The organism is Hydrophilobacter chitinilyticus, assembly GCF_049860745.1.
Classification (GTDB): domain Bacteria; phylum Pseudomonadota; class Gammaproteobacteria; order Burkholderiales; family Burkholderiaceae_C; genus Rhodoferax_B.
The window spans coordinates 5901954-5925281 of sequence record NZ_CP187561.1; the positions used below are offsets into that span (position 1 = coordinate 5901954).

Consider the following 23328-nt stretch of genomic DNA (forward strand, 5'->3'; position numbering starts at 1 on the left):
AGGACTCAAGACACGGTTTTCAGAGAACGCGGTGTTCCAGCGCCGGCAGTTGCTGGCGGTACCGCGCCAACTGCGTGGCATCCAGCTCGGCCACCACCACCGCTTCGCCTTCGGCGTGCTGCGCCAGCACGTCGCCCCATGGGCTCACCAGCATGGAGTGGCCCCAGGTGCGGCGGCTGCTTTCGTGCACGCCGCCTTGCGCGGGCGCCACCACAAAGGCCAGGTTCTCCACCGCACGGGCACGCAGCAACAGCTCCCAATGCGCCAAACCCGTGGGGTAGGTGAAAGCGCTGGGCACCAGCAACACGTCGGCGCCTTGTTGCGCGTAGTGGCGGTACAGCTCGGGAAAGCGCAGGTCGTAGCAAACACTCATGCCGATGCGCCAGTTGCGGCCATCGCGCGCGGTCATGTCGAACACCGTGGGCTCGCCGCCATGCTGCAACACACGCGCTTCGTCAAAACTCTCCACACCGTTGTCAAAGCGGAACAGGTGGATCTTGTCGTAGCGCGCCACACAGGCACCGCTGGGGTCAAAAGCCAACGAGCTATTGCGCACACGGCCATCAGACGTGCTCAGCGGCAAGGTGCCGCCGACGATCCACAGGCCCAATTCGTGTGCAGCGGTGGCCAGAAAGGTTTGAATTTTCCCGTCGCCAAAAGGCTCCTGGATCTGCAGTTTGTCGGTGTCCACCCGGCCCATGATGCAAAAGTATTCGGGTAGCACCGCCAACTCGGCCTGCTGCCGCGCGGCTTCTTCGAGCAGGGCGCGCGCGCGGTCGAGGTTGGTTTGCAGTTGGGTGGCAGACACCATCTGAATGGCGGCGACCTTCATCGGCTGGCTCCGTTGTTGGTGTTGTCTTTGGGGGCTTCCGCAGGCTCTGCGCCGGTCTCCCCCGGCCACAGTGACTTGCGGTTCACTTTGGCAATTTTAGGGTCGGCCCAGGAGCCGTCGATGTGGAACACCTGGGTGGCAGCCTCCATCAACGGCTTGCGTAACACCGCCTGGGCCAGAAAGGCACCGATGCCGATAACGGGGTTGATCACCGTAGCCGCCAGCGCAGCGGTGCCGGCGCTGATTTCGGGAATGACCACCACCTTCAGATCTTGGGTTTCCTTGGCCAGATCGACCTGGCCTTCCATCAACACCGCCGCGTTCACGCCCTTCATCTGCAGGTTGTTGGTGGCCGCCACGCCGCGGTTGATCTTCACGTCGCCACGGATGAAGTCGAACGCAAAACCTGCGCTGAAGATGTCAGTGAAGTCGAGTGTCAAGCGGCGCGGCAAGGCCTGCAAACTCAGCACGCCCAGCAGCTTGGCCAAGCCGGGGTCGGCCTTGAGGAACTGGCCGTCTTCGAGGTTCACGTTGAGCTGGCCGACCAAGGTGGGGTAGTCGATGGACGTGGGCGCGCCCACCCAGGCAATCTGGCCGTCCATCTGGCCCTTGCCTTTGCGGAACACGCCCGGCATTTCAAAGCGTTCGAGCAGCTTACCGCCGTCGACCACATTGAGTTTGAAATTGAGCACCGTGCGGCGCGCGCCGGGTTGGGCGTTCAAGGCGCTCCAATTGCCCGACGCGGTGAAGGTGCCTTCGGGGTTGCTGAGCACCAGGCGGTTCAGGCGCCATTCGTTGTTGGCACCGTTGGCGGCATCACGCTGCGCCAGATTGGCGGCGCGGTTCACCGCCTCCAGCTCCAGGCGGCCCATTTTGTTGCCCTGCAGTTGGAAGTCTTCTACCACCACGTCGAGCGCGGGCACGCTGCGCGTGGCGTTGTCCAGCACCGTCTCGGTGGGCCCGGTGTTGCTGTTGGCGCCAGAGCCCGTGGAGCCGAGCCGCAGCTTGGCCAGGCGCGCATACAGGCGGCCGGGCGTGCCATCGGTGGAGGGGCGGTACTCGCCGTTGCCGCTGACTTCGGTGGCGTTGAGGTTGGCGCGCCAGACTTGGTTGTCGTGTGTGGCGTCGAGCGTCAGGTCGTGCAAGGCGCGGCCGCTGAAGGTCAGGGTTTTGGTGCGCAACGCGATACGGGTGGGCACGTAGTCGTTCACCGGGCCCATGGGATTCAGTGCGGGGGCCGCCGCTGCAGCGACGGTGGGGGCTGACGTAGCGGGCGCCGCAGGGGTGCCCGCAGCCGGGGCCGCAAAAGCGGCGTCCCACGCGTCGGTGTCCAGCGCGTCGAGCCCCACGTGTGCCGCCACGCCGTTTTCTGGCATCGGCAATGTGCCCTCGGCCCGGTCACCCAGACCAATGACGCCGCGCAACACCCGAGGCGCATTGCCCGACACATCGCGCACGTACTGCGCCGATACCACTTTGCCCAGGCTGGCGGTGATGCGGTCACGCTCAGGCCCCGGTGCGGTGGCAGTTCCGGTCGGCGGCAGCATGACACGTTCCACGCGCAGCGGCAGCGTGGCCTCGGCCGCCTTGTTCAGTGGCGCGGGCAGGCGCAAGGCCATACCCTGCAGGCTGCTGTTGAGCGTGATTTCAGCCGCACCACGGCGTATCGCCAACTGCGCGTTATAGGTGGTGCTGCCGCTCATGAGATTGGCGATCGTGGCCAGCCCCTCCACTTCACGCGCCTGGCGCAAACCCTCTGCGGTGGCGGTGCCGTTGATGCGGAAGCTCATACTGGGGTCGTTGGCGCTAGCCGCCGCTGAAACAGCGGACGCTGGTTTTGAAGTCGATGCGGTGGCCGCAGTGACCGCCCGACCGGTGGGCGAGCCACCTTCAAAAAACACGTCGCCCCCCAGCAACCGCGCTTGCCCGCCGGTGATGGCCAAGCCGGTTTCAGAAAATGCCACCACGCCCTTGGCGCGCGCCAGGGTGGGCATACCCGGCATCAGCGCCACATCGTTACCGTTCAAGGTCACACTGCCCTGGACTTTGCTGTTGTCGATGTCAGAGATCGGTAAATTCAGGCTCAGTTGCAGTTGGCCATTGCCCGTGGCGCTGGCCTGCTCCAAGCTGCGTTGCGTGATGGCGTTCAGCGGCGAGTTGCGCACCACCCCCAGCATGTCGTTCAAGCGACCATTGGCCTCGGCGGTGACGCGGACCACCGAGTGGTGGAAGTCAGCAATGTCGGCCTCGACCTTGGGCACCACGATGGCGCCATTCGGCCCGAGCCGACCGGATGCACTTTTGACCTGCATGCCGTTGCGGTCAAAGATCAGGTTGCCGCTCAAACGCGTGAACACCGGCCATGGCGGACGGCCAGCCGGATTGATGCTTTGCGGCACGAAGGCAAAGGTGGCGTCTTTGACGTCGGCGCTGATATGAAACTCGCCACGGCGCGCATCAACGTAGGGGAAGTCGTGCAGGTCGCCTTTGACGCGGAAGCGGATGTTGGTGGCGCCGCCGCCATTGACAGCATCGCGCACGTAGTGCCGCGCATCGGGGTTCACGCCCAGCGGCAGGTAGCGGTGCACGCGCGGACCGGCACCGCGGTCAAGCACGCCATCCAGCTCCAGCACACCAGGAAAGCGGCTTTTGCTGGGCGAACGCACGGGGTCGCTGGTACTCCACTTGGCGGTCAGGTTGCCCGCCGCATCGGCATTGGCAAACTGCGTGCGCGCAACATTCACGGAAAACTTCTCGCCGTCGATCTTCCAGCTCACGTCGGAAGAGAAACTGTCAAACGGTACTTCAGGCTCCTCAAACACGCCGGGGAAGGTCAGGCTGCCGTTTTGCAGCGACAGGGCCATCTTGCCGCCCGCTTGATTCAGGTCGAAATCCACCGTGGCGCCGCGCATGCCGGGGTGACCCACATGGCCGTCGGCAATAGCCGCTGCCGTCATCACCTCGGGTGCAATCTCGAGCCCGGTCACGCGGCCTTTGGCGGCGTAGCTCACCAAGGTATCGGAGTTGCCCTGCCAGCGCGCGTCGAAGTTTTCCAAACGCCCCTTGGGGGCCAATCGCTCCAGGCTGTCGTGCAACGCCTCGGTCAAGGGCAGGCGCTTGGCGATTTGCGCCACCGCCGCCAGGTCCAACTGATCACCACGGAACTGCCCCTCGGGCACGTTGTTCGCGCCCGTGACCGAGCGCACAAATACATTGCCGCCCGGCCACTCCAAACCATCTGCCGCCGTGAAGCGCATGCCTTCGGTGAAGAACTCAAAGCCGGATTTGCCGCTTTCAGAGCCGTCGGCATTGCCCACACCGGAGACCTGCCGCCAACCCAGGCGGCCCTGCAGCGAAGGCAACTCCAGCGGCTCCAGCGTGCTATCCAATCGCGCGTTGACTTGCGCCAAGGCCAGGTCGGCCGTCACCGCCGCCAGTTGCCCCTGCCGCACATCGGCCCACACGCGCAGCGCGCCCTGGCCTGCGGCCACGCCCGAACTGGCGTCGCTGTAGAGGTGCAGATGCTGGGCATCCAGGCGCGGCAGGTCGGCGAACAGGGCACCATCCCACTCGCGCCAACGGCCGTTGTGCAGCGACAGCAAGGGCTGGCGCAGGCGGCCGACCAGGCTCATGCGGTCGCCCCATTCGGCCGGCGGCGTGGCGTCGAAGCGCATCAGATGGCTGCGGCCCCGATTGCGCAGCACCAGGTCGATATCGGTCAGGGCCAGCGTGGGGGCCTGGCGTTGCGCGTCGGTCCAGCGCAGGGTGCCGTGGCGCAGCACCACTTCAGTTTGCTCAAACAACCAATCGAGTGCAGGGTTATCCCCGGTCGCGCCGCCGCCTTGGGCGACCACCTGGCCGGCCGCCAGGATGCGGCCATCGGCCTCGCGGCGCACGTCAAGTTCCAGGCCGTCGATCACCAATTGGGTGAAGCCACGCCGCCACACCGACGCGGGCGACAGCGCCACCGTGACCTTGGGCAGGCGCACGGCCGGGCGGCCCTGGTCGTCTTGCAGCACCACTTCTTCAGCTTCAAACAGCGGCACAAGCCCACTCGATTTGGCCGACAAGCGCGCGATGGTGACGGGCATCCCTACAAGACGACTTGCCTCTGCTTCCAGCCTTGGGCGAAATTCGTCGATTCGCGGCACAATGATTCCGTGCAGCAGTCCCCACGCCAGGGCCACGAGCAGCCACGCTGTCGCAACCAGGCCTAAACACCAGGGGGCGACCGTAGCCGCTAAGTGAAGCAATCGGGTGGGGCGGAGCTGTGATTCAGTCATTGGACTCATGGATGCAACTGGAATTATGACCCCCGGCCCGCAAGGGAATTCAATCCACAGCGGCGATCATTTGTTAAGCAAAGCAAATCAGCCGCCTTTGGGCCTGTCTTCTTACTCGCGTTTCGTGCAAAGGCTTCGTCGGCGTTACGCCGCCGAGTTGCCCCTATTGCCTATGGGGGAACCGGTCCGCGCCAGCATGCATGAGTGCTTGACCGCCGTTCTGGCCAAAGGTTTCACCCTTGATGCCGCGCTGCGCATCGTGCGCCAGTTGGTCATGGAACGGCTGGTGTCGCTGGACTGCGACCACCAAGCGCCGCTGGCCGTGGTGACGCGTGCCGTGACGGAACTGGCTGAGTTGGCCCTCGATGCCGCCGGCACAGAAGCCTGCCGCGAACTCGACAGCCGCCACGGTGCCCCGCTGCGCCCCGACGGCCAGCGTGCCGAAATGTGGGTCATCGGCATGGGCAAGCTGGGTGGGCGCGAACTGAATGTGTCGAGCGACATCGACCTGATCTACGTCTACGACCAAGACGGCGAAACCGCCGGCACGGAAGACGGGCGCGGCCGGATCAGCAACCACGAATACTTTTCCAAGGCCGTCAAACTGATGTACGGCCTGGTGGGCGACACCACCGAGCACGGCTTCGTGTTCCGCGTCGACCTGATGCTGCGCCCCAACGGCAACTCCGGCCCGGCCGCCATCTCGCTCGGCGCACTCGAAGAATATCTGCAGGTGCAGGGCCGCGAGTGGGAGCGCTTTGCCTGGCTGAAGAGCCGCGTGGTGGCGCCACGCAAATGCATCATCGACGCCTCGGCCCAAGAGCTGCGCGGCGTGGTGCTGCCGTTTGTGTTCCGCCGCTACCTCGACTACAACGTCTTCGACTCGCTGCGCAACCTGCACAAGCAGATCCGCGAACACGCAGCCAAACGCGCCGCCGGCCATCCTGAACGCGCCAACGACGTGAAGTTGTCGCGCGGCGGCATCCGCGAAATTGAGTTCACCGTGCAGTTGCTGCAGGTGGTGCGTGGCGGCCAGTTCCCCGAGCTGCGCACGCGCTCCACCCTCGACGCCCTGCAACGCCTGGCGCGCGCCGGGCTCATGCCACAAGCCACGGCCACGGCCCTGGCCAGTGCCTACGAGTTTTTGCGCCGCGTGGAACACCGCATCCAGTACCTGGACGACCAACAAACCCACGTGCTGCCCACGCAAGATGACGACCTGGCCTGGATCGCCCAGACCATGGGCTACAGCAACTGCTGCGCGTTCTTGAGCGACCTGGACATGCACCGCGAATTTGTGGCGCAAGAGTTCGACACGTTGCTCGGCGGCCAGGGCCAAGGTACCTGCCGCAAAGGCGGCGGTTGCAAAGGCCCGAACGGCGCCGCGCCGCTGGGCCCCGATTTGGACGGCCTGCTGGAACAACTCAGCGGCACCTTGCGCGAACGCGTGACGCATTGGCGCCAGCACCCGCGTGTGCTGGCGCTGCGCGACGACGCCCGCGCCCGCCTGGTGCGCCTGCTGCAACGCACCAACACGTGGATCAAAGAAGAGCGCGTGACCGAAGAGGCCGCCGTGCGCCTAGTCGACTGGATTGAAACCCTGCTGCGCCGCGAAAGTTATTTGGCCATGCTGCTCGAACGCCCCAGCGTGCACGAGCGCCTGCTGCGCCTGCTGGGCGCCGCGCGCTGGCCCGCGCGCTACCTGCTGCAGCACCCCGGCGTGATCGACGAACTGGCCAGCGACGCCATGCTGGGCGAACGTTTTGTGGCCGAGGCTTTTGAAGCCGAGCTGGAACACCGGCGCGCCTCGCTTGCCACCACCGGCGAAGACGACGAAGAAACCCTGCTGAACCTGCTGCGCCGCGCGCACCACGCCGAGCTGTTCCGCGCCCTGGTGCGCGACATCGAAGGTCGCATGACGGTAGAGCAGGTGGCCGACGACTTGAGCGCCTTGGCCGAAGTGATCCTGCGCGTGACCGCCCGCTGGAGCTGGGAGCGCCTGCGCAACCGCCACACCGAAACGCCGCAGTTCGCCATCATCGGCTACGGCAAACTCGGTGGCAAAGAGCTGGGCTACGGCAGCGACCTGGACATCGTGTTCGTCTATGAAGACGCCGACGAACGCGCGCCCGAGAGTTACGCCGCCTACGTGCGCAAGATGATCAACTGGCTGACCGTGAAAACCGGCGAGGGCGATTTGTTTGAGATCGACACCGCGCTGCGCCCCAACGGCAACTCCGGCCTGCTGATCACCACCTTTGACGCCTACGCCAACTACCAGCAACAACGCGGCAGCAACACCGCCTGGACCTGGGAACACCAGGCCATGACGCGTGCGCGTTTTGTGCTGGGCTTTGAACCACTGCGTGCGCGTTTCGATGCGGTACGCCAAGCCGTGATCACCGCGCCACGCGATGAAGCTGGCCTGCGTTCTGAGATTGTCGCCATGCGCGACAAGGTGCGCAGCGCCCACCCGGTGCGTGGCCACGCCTTCGATGTGAAGCACAGCCCCGGCGGCATGGTCGACGCCGAGTTCGCCGTGCAATACCTGGTGTTATCGCAATCACAACACCACCCCGAGCTGCAGGAAAACGTGGGCAACATCGCGCTGCTGCAACGCGCCGAAACCGCGGGCTTGTTGCCCGCTGGTGTGGGCACCGCTGCCGCCAGCGCCTACCGCGCACTGCGCCGTGCGCAACACACGGCGCGCTTGAACGAAGCGCCTACCCAGGTGGAGCCGCCGCTGCTGCAACCAGAGCAGCAGGCGGTGATTGCCTTGTGGAAAGCTGTGTTCGGCTAAGTAGGTTTTTCAAGATCGGCAACACCGCCGCGCCGTCACGCTAGACCAGCAATGACGTCGCGGCCATCGGGGTGCAGAGATCAGGGGCGCGACAAGGAGCGTCATGGCCGTGTCACGCAACACGTCTAAGTTCGTCGGCTGGCATTTCGCCACAACGACACTTTGATCTCCTCATGCAGACCTCCTTTCCCTTCTTGCCCCGCACCCTTTGCCTAGCCATTGCCGCCGGTTTTGTTCTGGCCGGCTGCGGAGGCGGCGGCACCGACGCGCTGTGGGTCACGCCTAGCGCCCCCACCGGCCTGGGCCGCACCGACACCGCCGCGGTGGCAGACACCACCGCCGTGCCGCCGTTTGTGGACAACGCCGCCTCCAACCAGCGCGGCGACGCACGCTACGCCACACTGGCCACCAACGCCGGTGTTCGCGTAGTGTCCGGTTTTCTGGACATTTGGCGGCCCAGCACACTGATCGTCGACGCCGGTGTGACCGCGCCGGCCAGCGGCAGCTTTCCGGCCGTCGTGGCCTCCAACTGGTCGGGCATTCCCGGTGACTCCACCGATGGCACAGTGCTCAACTCGGCCGTGCACAACGCCAATATCCAATACGTGGTGACGGCCACCACCAACCGCACCGCTGCCCAAGAACTGGCAGCCTACCTGGACGACCGGCGCAACAAGGCCTATAGCGTCAGCGATGGCATGGGCCCGCTGACGAACGCATGGCGCACCGCGTCGCAACAAACCACCACCATCACCAGTGTGGCGTCGAATGCCACCACCGTGTTGTACAACGACGGCGGTAACGACGTGGGCGTGGGCGGCAGCAGCAACACCCAAAACTTCGGCACGGTGGTCGACCTGGTGTCGAACGTGGGTGAAAACGGCTCCACCGAACCAGCCAAGCGTTTCTACAAATATGCCCGCCCTTGGCGTTGGAGCAGCAGCGTGCAAGTCGTGCCCGCGCTCGTGCCGGCCAAAAGCGCCACCCCCGCCACCGACGGCGGCTTTGTCAGCGGCCACACGGCGGAAGCCGTTCGCCGTGGTCTGGCCATGGCCTATGTGGTGCCCGAGCGCTTTCAAGAACTGGTGACCCGTGCCAATGAGCTGGGCGAAAACCGCATCCTGGCAGGCATGCATTCCCCCATGGACGTGATGGGTGGACGCATCCAAGGCCAGGCCGTAGCAGCCGCCAGCCTTTACACCGGGCTGAACAGCAGCACCCGCGTGGCCGCCGCCACCCAAGCACGCAGCACGTTGATGACGGCAGTAGGTGCCGCCGACCCCGCAGCGTTCAACACCTTCGCCCATTCACAAAGCACCGCCACCGACCGCTTTGCCGACCACGCTACCAACAAGGCCAACTACCGCCGCTACCTGACCTACGGGTTCACGCAAACGGCCGACACCACCAAGGTCGCCATCGTGCCCAAGGGCGCCGAAGTGCTACTGGAAACCCGCCTGCCGTACCTCAGCGCTGACCAGCGCCGCGTGGTGCTCAAGACCACCGCGTTGCCATCGGGCTACCCGCTACTGGACGACGCGGAAGGCTGGGGCCGCCTGAACCTGTTTGATGCCGCCGACGGCTATGGCCGCCTGGATGGCGATGTGGTCGTCACCATGGATGCCAGCCTGCTGGGCTTCAACGCCTTGGATAGCTGGCGCAACAACATCAGCGGCGCAGGCCTGCTGACCAAGCGCGGCACCGGCCAACTGACGCTCGCTGGCAGCAACACCTACACCGGAGGAACGGTCATTGAAGCGGGCACATTGGAAGGCACCTCGGCCACCGCTTTTGGTACTGGCGACGTCTTTCAATCGGGTGGCGTGCTGCGCATCAACCCAGCCAGCCAGTTGACCATGGCGGCCCGCTACACCCAGACCGGTGGCACGCTGCAACTGGTGTTGGGCAGCGCCAGCCAGGTGCCCCTGACGGTGACCGGCGACGCCACACTGAACGGCACGTTGGACATTCGCTTCTCGGCTGGTTACCAACCCGCCGTGGGCACGGTGCTGACCGTCCTCAATGCGGGCAAACTGCACGGCGCGTTCAGCAGCATCACGGTGAATGGCCGCACTGTCACGCCGGTCTACACCGCCAGCCAGATCCAACTGCGCATCGCATCATGATCTGCGCCACCCCTAGCACCCGACGTGTTAGCCGGGTACTAGCGGGGCGGTAGCGATGGGTGAAAAGTGGATGTGTCTGCGCGCGGCACATCCACGATGACCAAGCCCCAAGTCCACGTGTGCGGCGCCACAGCCTCACGCCAGGGCGCTACAACGTCGAAGCGTCTTTCAACACACGCGGCTGGTACACCACGCGGATCACACAAGCCTCGGCACTGACCTGCAGATGCGCGGCCACATCGGCCGCGCCATCGGCCGTGACACCAAAAGCATCCAGCCCATTCGGCACCGAGCCGTAGTCGAGCCCCATGCTTTGCACTACGTTGCGAAATGTTACGTCTTCAGTGCACGGCGCGGGCACATTGCGCACCTGCTCAATGCGCTCCACCTTTTGTCCGCGCAGGAAAAAAACGCTGTCGAAGGGTTGGCCCACCAGCGAAGTGCCGGCCAAGCGCCACTGCCCCCGCAGGCCGCGCGGCGCCATCACAGGGCGCGCCAAGCGCTCCAGGCCGGGCATGGTGTCGCGCAGCTCTGGCAGCGTCAGCCCGAGGGTCTGGTCAAGCGTCACGGTTCGGCCCGCACTTTGCGCATGCACAGGCGCGACGATGCCTGCCAGACACATCGCCGTCAGCAAACCCCCACCCCACAACTTGACACGCACAACCAACGCAGGCTCCTTCAGAACGCGGCAAAAAGTCGCCATCATAGGCCGGTCGTGTCAAGCACTCGTGAAGCGCCATACCTGGCAAGGTTGACACCACTGGAAACACTTCAAGCAGTAGGTGAATGCTAAATAAATCAATCGTTTGATTTATATTCCACGTCCACCATGGCCATTACGCCCTCCATTAAGCCCTCCCAAACATCTCCCTCAACGCCGACCACCCGCACGCGCGCGCCGCGCAGCGACGGGCTGGAAGCACGCGCACGCCTGCTGCAAGTGGCGCTGCGTCTGTTTGCTGAAAACGGCTTTGCCAAAACCTCCACGCGGCAGATTGCACAAGAGGCACAGGTCAACATTGCCTCGATTCGCTACTACTTCGGCGACAAAGAAGGCCTGTACCGCACCGTCTTCACCGAGTCGTTTGGCACCCCGCGCGAGATCATTGAGCATGTGGAGCAACCACATCTGTCTTTGCGCGAAGCCTTGACTGTGTTTTTCACCGGCTACCTGGCGCCGCTGAAGCAGGGCGACATGGCACGCCAGGTTCTGCGGCTGCACTTGCGCGAAATGCTGGAGCCATCGAGCGTGTGGCAAGAGGAGCTGGAGTGCGATGTACTCAAGCCGCACGCCGCCATGGTGACGCTGCTCGGCCGCCACCTCGGCATTCGCCGGGCCGACGACGACTTGCACCGGCTGGCGCTCACCGTCACCGGCTTGGCGATGCTGCTGTTCGTGCAGTTGGAAGCCATCGAGATCATCCGCCCTTCGCTCATCAAAAAAGGCACCTCCATCGACCGTTGGGCCACCCGCCTGGTGGACGACGCACTGGCCCTGATTGAAGTGGAGCGCACACGCCGCGCCACGCCACCCAAATAATGAAGCACCAAACCATCCGACCCTCTCTACCGCTGCGCGCCGCCACCTGGGCCTTGCCCCTGCTGCTGGCCGCTTGCGCCACCGTGCCCCCCAGCAGCGTGCCCCTCACCCCGGCCGCGCAATGGCAGGCACCGCTGCCGCACCACGGCTCCACGGCCCAGTTGGCCCAATGGTGGCAGCAGTTGAACGACCCGCTGCTGGTGGACTTGATCGACGCCGCACAAGCGGCCAGTCCCACCATGGCCACCGCACGTTCGCGTGTTGCGCAGGCACGCACCACACGGCGTGTGGCCGGCGCTGCCTTGGGCCCCACGGCAGACGCCACCGGCAACGCCAGCCGTGGTTTCAACGAAACCCTCGGCGCGGTGGCCACCACCGCCCAAGTGGGTTTGCAAGCCAGTTGGGAGATCGACCTGTTTGGCGCCAACGCCGCCACGCGCGACGCCGCCCAGGCGCGGTTTGAAGGCGCCCAGGCCGGTTGGCACGACGCCCGTGTGGCCGTGGCCGCCGAGGTGGCACAAAGCTACGTGAGCCTGCGCAGTTGCCAGCGCCAACTGGCCGTGGCCCGATTTGATGCCACCTCGCGCAGCGAGACCGCACGCCTGATCGACCTGGCCACCAAGGCCGGTTTTGAAACCCCGGCCAACCTGGCTCTGGCGCGTGCCAGCAGCGCCGAAGCCGCAGCCCGTGCCATCAACCAACTGGCGCTGTGCGACCTGGATGTCAAGGCCCTGGTGTACCTGAGCGCCATGGACGAAGCTGCGCTGCGCCAGCGGTTGGCGCAAGCGGCCGAGCCACCTGCCCCCGAGACGCTGTTCAGCATTCCCAGCGTGCCGGCCCAAGTGTTGGCACAACGTCCTGACGTGTTTACCGCCGCACGCGAAGTGGCCGCCGCCAGCGCCGAAGTGGGCAACGCCGAGGCACAGCGCTACCCCCGCCTGACCCTCACCGGCTCCATTGGCGCGGCCTCGGTGCGCACCCAAGGCAGCACCGTGGACTTGAACACCTGGGCCATCGGCCCACTGGCGGTGACATTGCCGCTGTTTGACGGTGGCCGCCGCGTGGCCAACGTCGATGCCGCTGTGGCGCGCTACGAAGAAGCCGCAGCGCTGTACCGCGCGCGGGCCCGCCAAGCCGTGCGCGAAGTCGAAGAAGCCCTGGTCACGCTCAACAGCGCCAGCAGCCGCGAAGCCGACGTACAAACCGCCGCCACCGGCTACCGCACCGCCTTTGAGGCCACGCAGGCGCTCTATCGCGGCGGCCTGACCAGCCTGGTCGATTTGGAAGACGCGCGCCGCCGCGCCCTCACCGCCGAGATCAACCTGCTGACCGTGCAACGCGAACGCCTGAGCGCGTGGGTCACGCTGTACCGCGCCGTGGGCGGCGGGTGGACGGCGGCCGATGTGGCCGGCACCAACCCCGACCAAACCGCCACCACGACGACCACTACCGCTGCAACCTCTGCATCCAACGGCAGCTAATCACGAACTCAGATCGCGCCCTTGGGCCGCGACCTTCAACCTCTTCTCACAGCCATGTTCAACACACTCACGCGCTTGAAGTCCCGCCCTACCTTCGCTATATCTTTAGTAGCTGCTGCCGCATTATTGGTGGGCGGTGGCGCCCTTTTTTCCTTAAACTCCCGCGCGGCAGACCCAGCGCCTAAAGACGCCGTCAAACCCGCACTCACCGTCAACGTGGCCACCCCCACACGTCTCGAATGGTCGCTGCAGTTGGGCGCCAACGGCAACGTCGCCGCCTGGCAAGAAGCCGTCATCGGCTCTGAAGCGAGCGGCCTGCGTTTACTGGAAGTGCGCGCCAACGTGGGCGATGTGGTGCGCAAAGGCCAACCGCTGGCCACGTTTGCCGCCGAGCCGGTGTTGGCCGACGTGGCGCAGGCCCGTGCCAACTTGGTTGAAGCACAAGCCAACGCCAGCGACGCGGCGGGCAACGCCGAACGCGCGCGCACTTTGCAAACCACCGGCGCCTTGAGCACGCAGCAAATCAACCAATACCAAACCAGCGCCGAGACCGCCAAAGCACGTGTGGAAGCCGCCCGCGCCACCCTCAATGCGCAGCAGTTGCGCCTGGCCCAAACCCAGGTGCTGGCGCCCGACAACGGCGTCATCTCCGCACGCAATGCCACCGTGGGCGCGGTGCTGGGCAGCGGCACCGAGCTGTTCCGCTTGATTCGCGGCGGCCGCCTGGAGTGGCGTGCCGAGGTCACGTCCACCGAGCTGTCGCGCATCAAACCAGGCGACGCGGCGGTGCTCACGCTGGCAAGCGGCGCGCAGGTCACCGGCAAGGTGCGCATGTTGGCGCCCACGGTCGACGCGCAAACGCGCAACGCGCTGGTGTACGTGGACTTGCCCGCACACCCCGATGCCCGCGCCGGCATGTTTGCGCACGGCGAATTTCAATTGGGCCGCCGCGCGGTGCTGACCGCGCCCGAGAGCGCGCTGGTGGTGCGCGATGGCTTCAGCTACGTCTTTGAGGTAGCGGATGGCCAACACGCCACCATGCGCCGCGTGGTCACCGGCCAGCGCGTGGGCGACCGCGTGGAAATCGCCTCGGGCCTGACCGCAGAGGCCAAGATTGTGGTGCGCGGTGGCGCGTTCCTCAACGATGGCGATTTGGTGAAGGTGCAAGCCGCGGCCCCGGCATCGCCGGCAGCCACTCCTGCTGCCGCCGCCAGCAAGTAACCCGCGATCACCGGAAGCCCAACCATGAATCTTTCCGCCTGGTCGATCAAGAACCCGATCCCCGCAGCCATGTTGTTTGTGCTGCTGTCGTTTGCGGGGCTGCTGTCTTTCCGCGCCATGAAGGTGCAGAACTTTCCCGACATGGACTTGCCCGTGGTGGTGGTCACCGCCTCGTTGCCCGGCGCTGCGCCGGGACAGCTCGAAAGCGACGTCGCCCGCAAGATTGAAAACGCCATTGCCACCACGCAGGGGCTGAAGCACATCACAACCACGTTGACCGATGGCACAGCCACCATCTCGGCTGAATTTCAGCTAGAGAAGCCGGTGCAAGAGGCCGTGGACGACGTGCGCTCCGCCGTGAGCCGCGTGCGCGCCGACCTGCCTGCCGACCTGCGCGACCCCATCGTCGCCAAGCTCGAATTCACCGCGCAGCCCATCCTGGCCTACGCCATTGCCACCGACAAATGGAACGACGAAGCGCTGTCGTGGTTTGTCGACGACACACTGGCGCGCCGCCTGTTGGCCGTGCCCGGTGTGGGCGCCGTGAACCGCGTGGGCGGCGTGACGCGTGAAGTGCGCGTGGCGCTGGACACCGCGCGCATGCAGGCGCTGCAGGTGTCGGTGTCAGACATCTCGCGCCAATTGCGTGCCGTGCAGCTCGACATTGCCGGTGGCCGTACCGACCTGGGCGACAGCGAACAAGCCATCCGCACCATTGCCACCGTGCAAACCGCACAAGAGCTGGCGCGCATGGACATTCCCTTGAGCGACGGCCGGCACGTGCGCCTGGACCAGGTGGCCACCGTGTCCGACACCGTGGCCGAGCAACGCTCTGCCGCACTGCTCGACGGCAAGCCAGTGATTGGTTTTGAAGTGTCGCGCAGCCGTGGGGCCAGCGAAGTGGAAGTGGGCGCGGGCGTGCAATTGGCGCTCGACAAACTGCTGGCCGAGAACTCGCACCTCAAGCTCACGCGCACGGTGGACTTTGTGCAGATTGCCTCTGACGAATACGACAGCTCGATGCGCCTGCTGATCGAGGGCGGCATTCTGGCGGTGATTGTGGTGTGGATCTTCCTGCGCGACTGGCGCGCCACCATTGTCTCGGCGGTGGCGCTGCCGCTGTCGGTCATTCCCGCCTTCATTGGCATGCATGCATTGGGCTTTTCCATCAACATCATCACGCTGCTGGCGCTCTCGCTGGTGGTCGGCATTTTGGTGGACGATGCGATTGTGGAGGTGGAGAACATCGTGCGCCACTTGCGCATGGGCAAAACGCCGTACCAGGCGGCGATGGAAGCCGCCGATGAAATTGGCCTGGCGGTGGTGGCCACCACCTTCACGCTGATTGCCGTGTTCTTGCCCACCGCGTTCATGAGCGGCATTCCGGGCCGCTTCTTCAAGCAGTTTGGCTGGACGGCGGCGCTGGCGGTGTTTGCGTCATTGGTGGTGGCACGTTTGCTCACCCCGATGATGGCGGCCTACATCATGAAGCCGATGGTGGCGCAAGAAAAAGAGCCACGCTGGTTGGGCGTCTACATGCGCGCCTCGGCGTGGTGCCTGAAGCATCGGTTGCTGACCATGCTGGGCGCCACGGTGTTTTTCATCGGCTCGATCGCGCTGATTCCGTTGCTGCCCTCGGGCTTCATTCCGCCAGACGACAACGCGCAAACGCAGGTCACGCTGGAGCTGCCGCCCGGCAGCCGCATCGCAGACACCAACACCTTGGTGGCCATGGCCGCCGAACGCGTACGCAAGGTGGGCCACATCGACAGCATCTACACCACCATCGGTGGCGGTGCCGCTGGTGCCGACCCGTTTGCCGGCAACGCCGCCAGCGACCCGCGCAAGGCCACGCTCACGCTGCAACTGGCCAAACGTGGCGAGCGCCCACCCAAGCAGAAAATCGAGCAAAGCCTGCGCGCTGCGCTGGAAGACATTCCGGGCGTGCGCGTGAAGGTTGGCCTGGGGGGCTCGAACGACAAATACGTTTTTGCACTGGCCAGTGAAGACCCGCAAGCCCTGGCCGATGCGGCACGTGAAGTGACGCGCGGCATTCGCACCATTCCCGGCATTGGCAACGTGGGCTCCAGCGCGAGCCTGGTGCGCCCTGAGATCACCGCCCGGCCAGACCTGGCGCGCGCCGCCGATCTGGGTGTGACCAGCAGCGCGATTGCCGAGACGCTGCGCCTGGCCACCGTGGGCGACTACGACCAATACCTGCCCAAGCTCAACCTGGCGCAACGCCAGGTGCCTATCGTGGTGCGCCTGGAAAACAGTGCGCGCGAAAACCTGGCCGTGCTGGAGCGCCTGACCGTACCCGGCGCGCGTGGCCCGGTGCGCCTGGGTGAAGTGGTGCAGCTGGAGATGGCCGGCGGCCCAGCCGTCATCAACCGCTACGACCGCTCGCGTAACGTCAACATCGAGATCGAACTCGGCTCACGCGGCCTGGGTGAAGTCAATGAAGCCGTGCATGCGCTGGAAGCTGTGCAACACCTGCCGGCCAGCGTGCGGCTGGTGGAAGTGGGCGACGCCGAAATGATGGGCGAACTGTTCGCCAGCTTTGGCCTGGCCATGCTGACCGGCGTGTTGTGTATCTACCTGGTGCTGGTGCTGCTGTTCCACGACTTCCTGCAGCCGGTGACGATTTTGGCCGCATTGCCCTTGTCGCTCGGCGGCGCGTTTGTCGGGCTGTTGATTGCCGACAAGAGCTTCTCGATGCCGTCGCTGATCGGTCTGGTGATGCTGATGGGCATTGCCACCAAGAACTCGATTCTGCTGGTGGAGTACGCCGTGGTGGCGCGCCGCGACCATGGCATGAGCCGCTGGGACGCGTTGCTGGACGCATGCCACAAACGTGCGCGCCCCATCATCATGACGACGCTCGCCATGGGTGCCGGCATGCTGCCGATTGCGCTGAGCCTGGGCGAAGCCGACATGAGCTTCCGCTCGCCAATGGCAGTGGCAGTGATTGGCGGCTTGATCACCTCTACAGTGCTGAGCTTGCTGGTGGTGCCGGCGGTGTTCACCTACATCGACGATTTTTCGCAATGGGTGCTGCGCTTGCTGGGACGGCGCACGCCGCGTGCGGCTGAGCCAAACAAGCCAGCGCCCACCAGCCCACACTGAACGCCGCACTGCGCTGCAAGGCCTGAGAACCTGTAGACCATCTCAGGCCTTGCCGTGCGGATGGCCGGAACGTGCAGCGATCACTGACACAATGCGGTCTTTGCCAATTTTGTAACTAGTAGTGTCAACACTCGCCGCCCGGCCCGAAGCGCCAACCCCCGAGCCCCATTTGTGGGTGGCGCTGTGCAGCCTGCTGGCTGTGGGCAGTGTGCTGGTGTGGGCACTCGACGCGGGCTACCAGCTTGGCTGGCAGGCGGCCACCTGGCGGCAAACCCCTTGGACCTTGTGGACCGCGCCGCTGCTGCATCTCTCGGCCATCCACATGCTGGGTAACCTGCTGGCGCTGGCCGCCCTGGCGGTGCTGGGGGTTGTGATTCCGCTGGGCACACGCGCCGCGCTGGCCTTGTTTTTGGCCTGGCCGCTGAGCACCGCCAGCGTGATGGCCTGGCCCGAGGTCACGCGCTACGTCGGCCTTTCGGGCCTGGTGCATGCGGGTGTCGCCATCGTCTGGCTGCACGCCCGGCAAGCGCCGGTGGCACAGCGTTGGTCGCCGCTGTTGCTGGCGGCGCTGCTGCTCAAGCTGGTGACGGAACAGGCTTGGGTCTACCCGGTGAGTTTCGACCCGTACTGGAACATCAACGTGGTGTCGGCCGGCCACCTGGGCGGCGCGGTCGTCGGCCTGGTCTGCGGCGCCGTTTGCTTGATCAGGCTTCGGCCTTCAGCTTCAGCGGCTTCTTAGCCACGGGCAGGCGCAGGCCTACGCCCAGGCGGTTCCACGCGTTCATCTGCGCGATGGAGAACGTCAGCGCGGCGATTTCCTTGTCGTTGAAATGCGCCTTCAGGGCTTCAAAGTCGGCATCGGGGGCGTGCGTTTCGGTCAGCAGCGTCAGGCTCTCGGCCCACTGCAGCGCGGCACGTTCACGCGGGGTGTAGAAGTCCACCTCGTGCCAGGTCACCAGGCTGTTGATGCGTTGCAGGTCTTCGCCGCCTTCGAGCAGGGCGCGCACGTGCATGTCGACACAGAAGGCGCAGGCGTTGATTTGCGAGACGCGGGTGTTGACCAGTTCGATCAACATGTTGCCCAACACGGGTTCCAGTGCAGGGCCTACGGCGGCCATGGCGCGGTAGGCTTCGGGCAGCAAGGAGAAGGCATTGAGGCGGGCAGCGGTGGTCATGATTTTTTCCAATTCAAAAAGTGAAGGTCTAGAAGAACATTGGCTGTTTTGAATTTCTGAGCCAATACCTAGAACGTATTCACGATCTTCCTGGGGCCGCGCAGGCACCTTATCGGGATGACCTGCTAGGCGCAAAACCCAAGCCAAGGCTCCTGCCTTGGCTGGTTTTGTAACAACGCAGGGCGCCCGATAAGGTACCTGCCCTCCGGGTTGGGGTGAAATCGGGCGATTTGCCTGCCATAGCCCTTACATGGGCACGGAGCCCATGCTGCGGTCTCTGACAATCAACTCATCCCGATTGCACCCCAACGCGGCCCCAGGAAGATCGTGAATACGTTCTTAGACGCTGGGGACGCCGGTTTTGTGACAACCGGGCCCATCTTTTTGAATAAAAACTTAGCGACCGCGAAAGATCAGCGCTTGCGCCAGCTTGTCGGGGTTGCGCTGGGTGTGGATGGCGACGATGCGTTCGCCGTCGGTCTCAATCTCTTGAATCGACTCCAACTGCCCGTCGATGTAGCGCAGCAAGCCGGGCTGGCCGTTGATCTCGGCAATCTCCAGCCGCATGCTTTTGCCGTGGCGCAACGCCACTGCAAAGTAGAGCTGTGCCAGGCGCTGCGCGCCGCGCAGGATCTTGCCGAAGTTGGCCACCTTGGCGCCGCCGTCGCCCACCAGTTCGGCGTCTTCGGCCAGCAACTGCTTGATCTGCTGAAAGTCGCCCTGGCTGGCGGCATCGGCAAAGCGGCGCAGCAGTTGCAAATGGGTTTCGCGCGACACGGTAAAGCGCGGGCGCTCGGCTTTGAGCTGGGCGGCGGCGCGGCTCACCAGTTGCCGGCAGGCGGCTTCGCTCTTGCCCAGTGCCTCGGCCACCTCGGCGTATTCGGCGCCAAACACCTGGCGCAGCAAGAAGGCCGCGCGCTCTTCGGGCGACAGGCGTTCCAGCAGCGTGAGAAACGCCAACGAGATGTCTTGGGCGGTTTCCAACGAATGTTCGGGGCTGGCGTCGGCTTCGGCTGGAACCTCTTCGGCCAACAACGGCTCGGGCAGCCACAGGCCGGGGTAGGCCTCACGTTCACCGCGCACGGCGCGCAGGCGGTCGATGGAGAGGCGCGTGACCACCGTCACCAGCCAAGCCTCGGGGTTGCGCAGCAGCGCCACGTCCGACTCGTTCCAGCGCAGCCAGGCGTCTTGCAGCACATCTTCTGCATCGGCGCGCGAGCCGAGCATGCGGTAGGCCACGCCCATCAGGCGCGGGCGGTGTTGGTGAAAGAGGGTGGTGCGAGTGTCCATAAGACGTAGACGTGGCAGCCACCCATTTTGTGACGAACTAGCTCGCCTTGGGGGCCTGAATGCGCTTCACCAAGGCGGTGGTGGAGTAGCCGTTGACCAGCGAAATCGCCAGCGCTTTGCCGCCGTAAGACTCGACCACGCGGGTTTCAGCCAGTTTTTGCATGTCGTAATCGCCGCCCTTGACCAAAATGTCGGGGCGCAAGGCGGTGATCAGCTCCAGCGGGGTGTCTTCGTCAAACCAGGTCACCAGACTGGTCGACTCGAGCGAGGCCATCATGATGGCGCGGTCGACCTCGTTGTTCAGCGGCCGGTCGGGGCCCTTGCCCAGGCGGCGCGCCGAGGCGTCGCTGTTCAGCGCCACGATCAAACTGCCGCCCAAGGCGCGGGCTTGCGCCAGGTAGGTGACGTGGCCACGGTGCAGGATATCGAACACACCGTTGGTGAAAACCCAGGGTTTGGGCAGCGCGGCCAGGCGCGCGGCGGCCTCTTCGCGGGGACAAATCTTGGTTAAAAAAGCTGGAGCGGGGGCTTCATAGGTCATTTCGACATGCTAGCAGCCCCAATACAAGATAGTATTGGGCCGGGCGCTATACATTTTGCCTAGCCTGCACGATGCTCCGATAATTCGCATACCTATGAATCTGATCGCCATCGACATTGAAACCCTTCGTCTCGGCCACCCATTGCCGTTCGCCCTGCGCAATGAACATGGCGTGTTGCTGGCCCAGAAGGGCTATGTGATCTCTCAACGAGAAGAGATCACGTATTGGACGTCGCGCGGCATGACGCTGTGCGTCGACGTTGACGCCAACGAGCAAACGCACCGTGCCTACGTGGGCAAGCTGCACGAGATGGTGCGCTCCGACGCGGCATTGAACGACATCGTCAACGTCCACATCGCCTCCGACGACCTGACGCCCGCGCAAGCGCGCGAGCGTAACGAAGTCCCCGATTGGGCCGCGTTCCAGATGAAGGCCAACGCCTTGCTGCGCGACCCCGAGAACGAAAACTTTTTGGCGCGGCTGGACAAGCTCTACCAAGAGTTGCACGACCTGGTCCGCCATCACCCTGATGCCACGCTGTTCGCGCTGATCCACCTGGCCTCGACCGAGATGCGCGTCTACAGCGCCACACACTCGATGCTGGTCTACGTGGTGTGCAGCCTGGCTGCAAGCGAGGTGCTGAACTGGTCGCCCAAGCTCGATGCCTCACTGGGCAAAGCCGCGCTGACCATGAACATCAGCATGACGGCGCTGCAAGACCAACTGGCGCAGCAGTCGAAGTCGCTCACGGTATCGCAAATTGAAGCCGTAGAACAACACGCCATGCGTTCGTTCAACATGCTGCTGGCCATGGGTGTGCAAGACGAAGATTGGCTGCTGGCCGTGCGCCACCACCACGACCGTGGCCCCGGCGGGTTGGCCAGCAAAACCGAGGCGATGCGTATTGCGCGGCTGATCCAGCGCGCCGACATGTTCACCGCACGCCTGTCGCCCCGCTTGGGCCGGGTGTGTATGCCGCCACCCGCCGCCATGCAAGCCTGCTACTTCGACGAAGACAAAAAGGTTGACGAAGCCGGCGCCGCGCTGATCAAGGCCGTGGGTATTTACACACCAGGCACCTTGGTGCGCCTGGCCACGAACGAAATCGCCGCCGTGATCCGCCGCGGGCTGAACACCACCATGCCGCAAGTGGCCGTGCTGATCAACCGCGAAGGCATGCCCACGGGCGAATGGATGATCCGCGACACCAGCTTGCCACGCTACAAGATCGTCGGCCACGTGGCCAACAAAGACGTCAAGGTGCAGATCAAGCTGGAACAAATGCTGGCGTTGATCTAAGCTCGGCTTTTCACCCAGGAGGCAGCATGCTCTCCGTTTTCAAACGCTTTAGCTGCGCTGAAGCACTGGTTGCGGCACTGGCTTCGATGCTGGTGCTGCTGCCTGCCGGCGCGCAAGCGGCGGGAGAGGCTGTCCCGGCCCTGACGTCTACAGCCAGTTGCCCGGCGCTACTGCAATACACCTTCCCGCGCTTGCAGGACGAAAAACCGCAGTCTCTCTGCCAATACGCGGGCCGCGTGGTGCTGATCGTCAACACCGCCAGCTTCTGCGGATTCACGCCGCAGTACAAGGGCTTGGAAGCGCTTCACGCCAAGTACAAAGACCAAGGCTTGGTGGTGCTCGGGTTTCCGTCAAACGACTTTTCGCAAGAGCCGGCCGCCAACGCGCAGATTGCTGACTTTTGTGAAAACACCTTCGGGGTGAAATTCCCGATGTTTGGCAAAACCAGCGTCACCGGCGCACAAGCCGCGCCGCTGTTCAAAGCCCTGGCGCAGCAAACCGGCAAAGCACCGGCCTGGAATTTCCACAAATATCTGCTCGGCCGCGACGGCCGCGTGGTGGCCACTTATGGCAGCACCGTGTCGCCCGAAAGCACGCAGTTGGTCAGCGCCATCGAGCAGCAACTGAAGACAAAGTAGGTGGGGCTTGGCTTTTGTCGACGGCGCAAAACAAGCGCGCTCGCCTCTGAAAAAGACCCTATTTGCTTCACATTAATTTACCCGATAGACGGTAAATCTCAGGAACTTTGAATCGCGCCCAAGTGTCGAAAAACACATCTGCTCCGGCAACGGAGCAAAACGTTTTTATGGCAGCGAAGCCTTCCTGACCTCAGGGTTAGGATGTCCCCTCGGAGCGGTTCTCATCCTCCCTCCCTCTCTTGTTCGCGACGAGGCGCTTCGCAGCCCTTTTATTCTCTAGGCCACAGGCCATCCCCGTGCTTCAGAACCCCTGCTTGATCAAACGATCAGGCAGGCTTGGTGTCGGCGAAGCTTGGGCGCAACATCAGCTTGTCGTGCAGCTTGGCCAGGTTGGCATACTCGCTACGCCAAGCCAGCGCCGGGAAGCGGAAGATCAGCCAATCAAGCGCACAGCCCACGGCAATGTCCGACAGGCTCAGGTGGATGCCACTGCAGAACGGTTTGTCGCCCAAGCCACGGCTCATGGCCTTCAGGCTCGCGTCGACCTTGCCCATTTGCCGGTCAATCCAGGCTTGGCTGCGTTCGCCGTCGGTGCGGCCAGCCCACATCGTCTCCAGACGCGCCAGAATGGCGGCGTCGGCCAGGCCATCGGCCAGGGCTTCCCAGGTTTTGACTTCCACCCGCTCGCGGCTTTGCGCCGGGATGAGTTTGCCCACGGGCGACAAGGTGTCCAGGTATTCCACGATCACGCGTGAATCGAAGATGGCTTCGCCGCCTTCCATCACCAGGCAGGGCACCTTGCCCAAAGGGTTGGATTCGTTGATGGCCGTGTCTTGCGACCAGACGTCATCTTGAATGAACTGGTAGTCCAGCTTCTTTTCGGCCATGACCACGCGCACTTTGCGCACATAGGGGCTGGAGATCGAACCGATGAGTTTCATAGACGAGGCAGTAAAGAGAGGTCCAGGGAGAACC

General features: G+C 64.4%; 16 protein-coding genes. 9 read left to right on the forward strand and 7 right to left on the reverse strand.

Annotated elements, in window-relative coordinates; genetic code table 11:
• Window positions 1-19: 19 nt before the first annotated feature.
• The gene (locus ACPWMG_RS26465) at window positions 20-832 is read right to left on the reverse strand and encodes a carbon-nitrogen hydrolase family protein (protein WP_483302447.1); all 813 of its coding nucleotides are present in this window, start codon (window positions 830-832) and stop codon (window positions 20-22) included.
• Window positions 829-5124 carry a YhdP family protein gene (locus tag ACPWMG_RS26470; protein ID WP_483302448.1) on the reverse strand — a complete coding sequence of 1432 codons (4296 nt, stop codon included), beginning with the start codon at window positions 5122-5124 and terminating at the stop codon, window positions 829-831. The genes ACPWMG_RS26465 and ACPWMG_RS26470 overlap by 4 nt, the downstream gene beginning before the upstream one ends.
• On the opposite strand from ACPWMG_RS26470, the gene glnE reads away from it, so the two are divergent.
• Together glnE and ACPWMG_RS26480 are read left to right on the forward strand one after the other, a co-directional pair.
• The gene (gene glnE / locus ACPWMG_RS26475) at window positions 5123-7915 is read left to right on the forward strand and encodes a bifunctional [glutamate--ammonia ligase]-adenylyl-L-tyrosine phosphorylase/[glutamate--ammonia-ligase] adenylyltransferase (RefSeq protein ID WP_483302449.1); all 2793 of its coding nucleotides are present in this window, start codon (window positions 5123-5125) and stop codon (window positions 7913-7915) included. The genes ACPWMG_RS26470 and glnE overlap by 2 nt on opposite strands.
• Window positions 7916-8088: 173 nt before the next feature.
• Complete coding sequence (locus ACPWMG_RS26480; protein WP_483302450.1) at window positions 8089-10041, forward strand: phosphatase PAP2 family protein; 1953 nt, start codon at window positions 8089-8091, stop codon at window positions 10039-10041.
• Between the two features lie 148 nt (window positions 10042-10189).
• Here ACPWMG_RS26480 and ACPWMG_RS26485 read toward each other — a convergent pair whose 3' ends face one another.
• Window positions 10190-10708, reverse strand: coding sequence for a hypothetical protein (locus tag ACPWMG_RS26485; RefSeq protein WP_483302451.1), 519 nt, complete (start codon window positions 10706-10708; stop codon window positions 10190-10192).
• A 162-nt stretch (window positions 10709-10870) separates the two neighbouring features.
• Here ACPWMG_RS26485 and ACPWMG_RS26490 point away from each other — a divergent pair, with 162 nt between their 5' ends.
• The 5 genes from ACPWMG_RS26490 (at window position 10871) to rrtA (ending at window position 18148) form a co-directional block, all read left to right on the forward strand.
• The gene (locus ACPWMG_RS26490; RefSeq protein ID WP_483302452.1) at window positions 10871-11581 is read left to right on the forward strand and encodes a TetR/AcrR family transcriptional regulator; all 711 of its coding nucleotides are present in this window, start codon (window positions 10871-10873) and stop codon (window positions 11579-11581) included.
• Window positions 11581-13062 carry an efflux transporter outer membrane subunit gene (locus ACPWMG_RS26495; protein ID WP_483302453.1) on the forward strand — a complete coding sequence of 494 codons (1482 nt, stop codon included), beginning with the start codon at window positions 11581-11583 and terminating at the stop codon, window positions 13060-13062. The genes ACPWMG_RS26490 and ACPWMG_RS26495 overlap by 1 nt, the downstream gene beginning before the upstream one ends.
• Window positions 13063-13116: 54 nt before the next feature.
• Window positions 13117-14283: an efflux RND transporter periplasmic adaptor subunit gene (locus ACPWMG_RS26500; protein ID WP_483302454.1), complete on the forward strand. Its 1167-nt coding sequence runs from the start codon at window positions 13117-13119 to the stop codon at window positions 14281-14283.
• 24 nt (window positions 14284-14307) lie between these two features.
• Entirely contained in the window at window positions 14308-17409 is a 3102-nt protein-coding gene (locus ACPWMG_RS26505) for an efflux RND transporter permease subunit (protein WP_483302455.1), read from the forward strand.
• Between the two features lie 121 nt (window positions 17410-17530).
• Window positions 17531-18148: a rhombosortase gene (rrtA, locus tag ACPWMG_RS26510; protein WP_483302456.1), complete on the forward strand. Its 618-nt coding sequence runs from the start codon at window positions 17531-17533 to the stop codon at window positions 18146-18148.
• On the opposite strand, the gene ACPWMG_RS26515 is transcribed toward rrtA, so the two are convergent.
• From ACPWMG_RS26515 to rfaE2, 3 genes are all read right to left on the reverse strand, one after another.
• On the reverse strand, window positions 18114-18584 hold the full coding sequence (locus ACPWMG_RS26515) for a carboxymuconolactone decarboxylase family protein (RefSeq protein ID WP_483302457.1): 471 nt from the start codon (window positions 18582-18584) through the stop codon (window positions 18114-18116). The genes rrtA and ACPWMG_RS26515 overlap by 35 nt on opposite strands.
• A 396-nt stretch (window positions 18585-18980) precedes the next feature.
• Complete coding sequence (locus tag ACPWMG_RS26520) at window positions 18981-19874, reverse strand: RNA polymerase sigma-70 factor (RefSeq protein WP_483302458.1); 894 nt, start codon at window positions 19872-19874, stop codon at window positions 18981-18983.
• 37 nt (window positions 19875-19911) lie between these two features.
• Window positions 19912-20415: a D-glycero-beta-D-manno-heptose 1-phosphate adenylyltransferase gene (gene rfaE2 / locus ACPWMG_RS26525; RefSeq protein WP_483302459.1), complete on the reverse strand. Its 504-nt coding sequence runs from the start codon at window positions 20413-20415 to the stop codon at window positions 19912-19914.
• A gap of 94 nt (window positions 20416-20509) precedes the next feature.
• Between rfaE2 and ACPWMG_RS26530 the strand changes: the two genes are divergently transcribed.
• Window positions 20510-21715, forward strand: a complete 1206-nt coding sequence (locus ACPWMG_RS26530) for an HD-GYP domain-containing protein (RefSeq protein ID WP_483302460.1) — start codon at window positions 20510-20512, stop codon at window positions 21713-21715.
• A gap of 26 nt (window positions 21716-21741) precedes the next feature.
• Window positions 21742-22353, forward strand: a complete 612-nt coding sequence (locus tag ACPWMG_RS26535; RefSeq protein ID WP_483302461.1) for a glutathione peroxidase — start codon at window positions 21742-21744, stop codon at window positions 22351-22353.
• A 326-nt stretch (window positions 22354-22679) separates the two neighbouring features.
• Here the strand turns inward: ACPWMG_RS26535 and ACPWMG_RS26540 are convergent, their stop codons facing one another.
• Window positions 22680-23294, reverse strand: a complete 615-nt coding sequence (locus ACPWMG_RS26540) for a glutathione S-transferase family protein (RefSeq protein ID WP_483302462.1) — start codon at window positions 23292-23294, stop codon at window positions 22680-22682.
• Window positions 23295-23328: the final 34 nt, after the last annotated feature.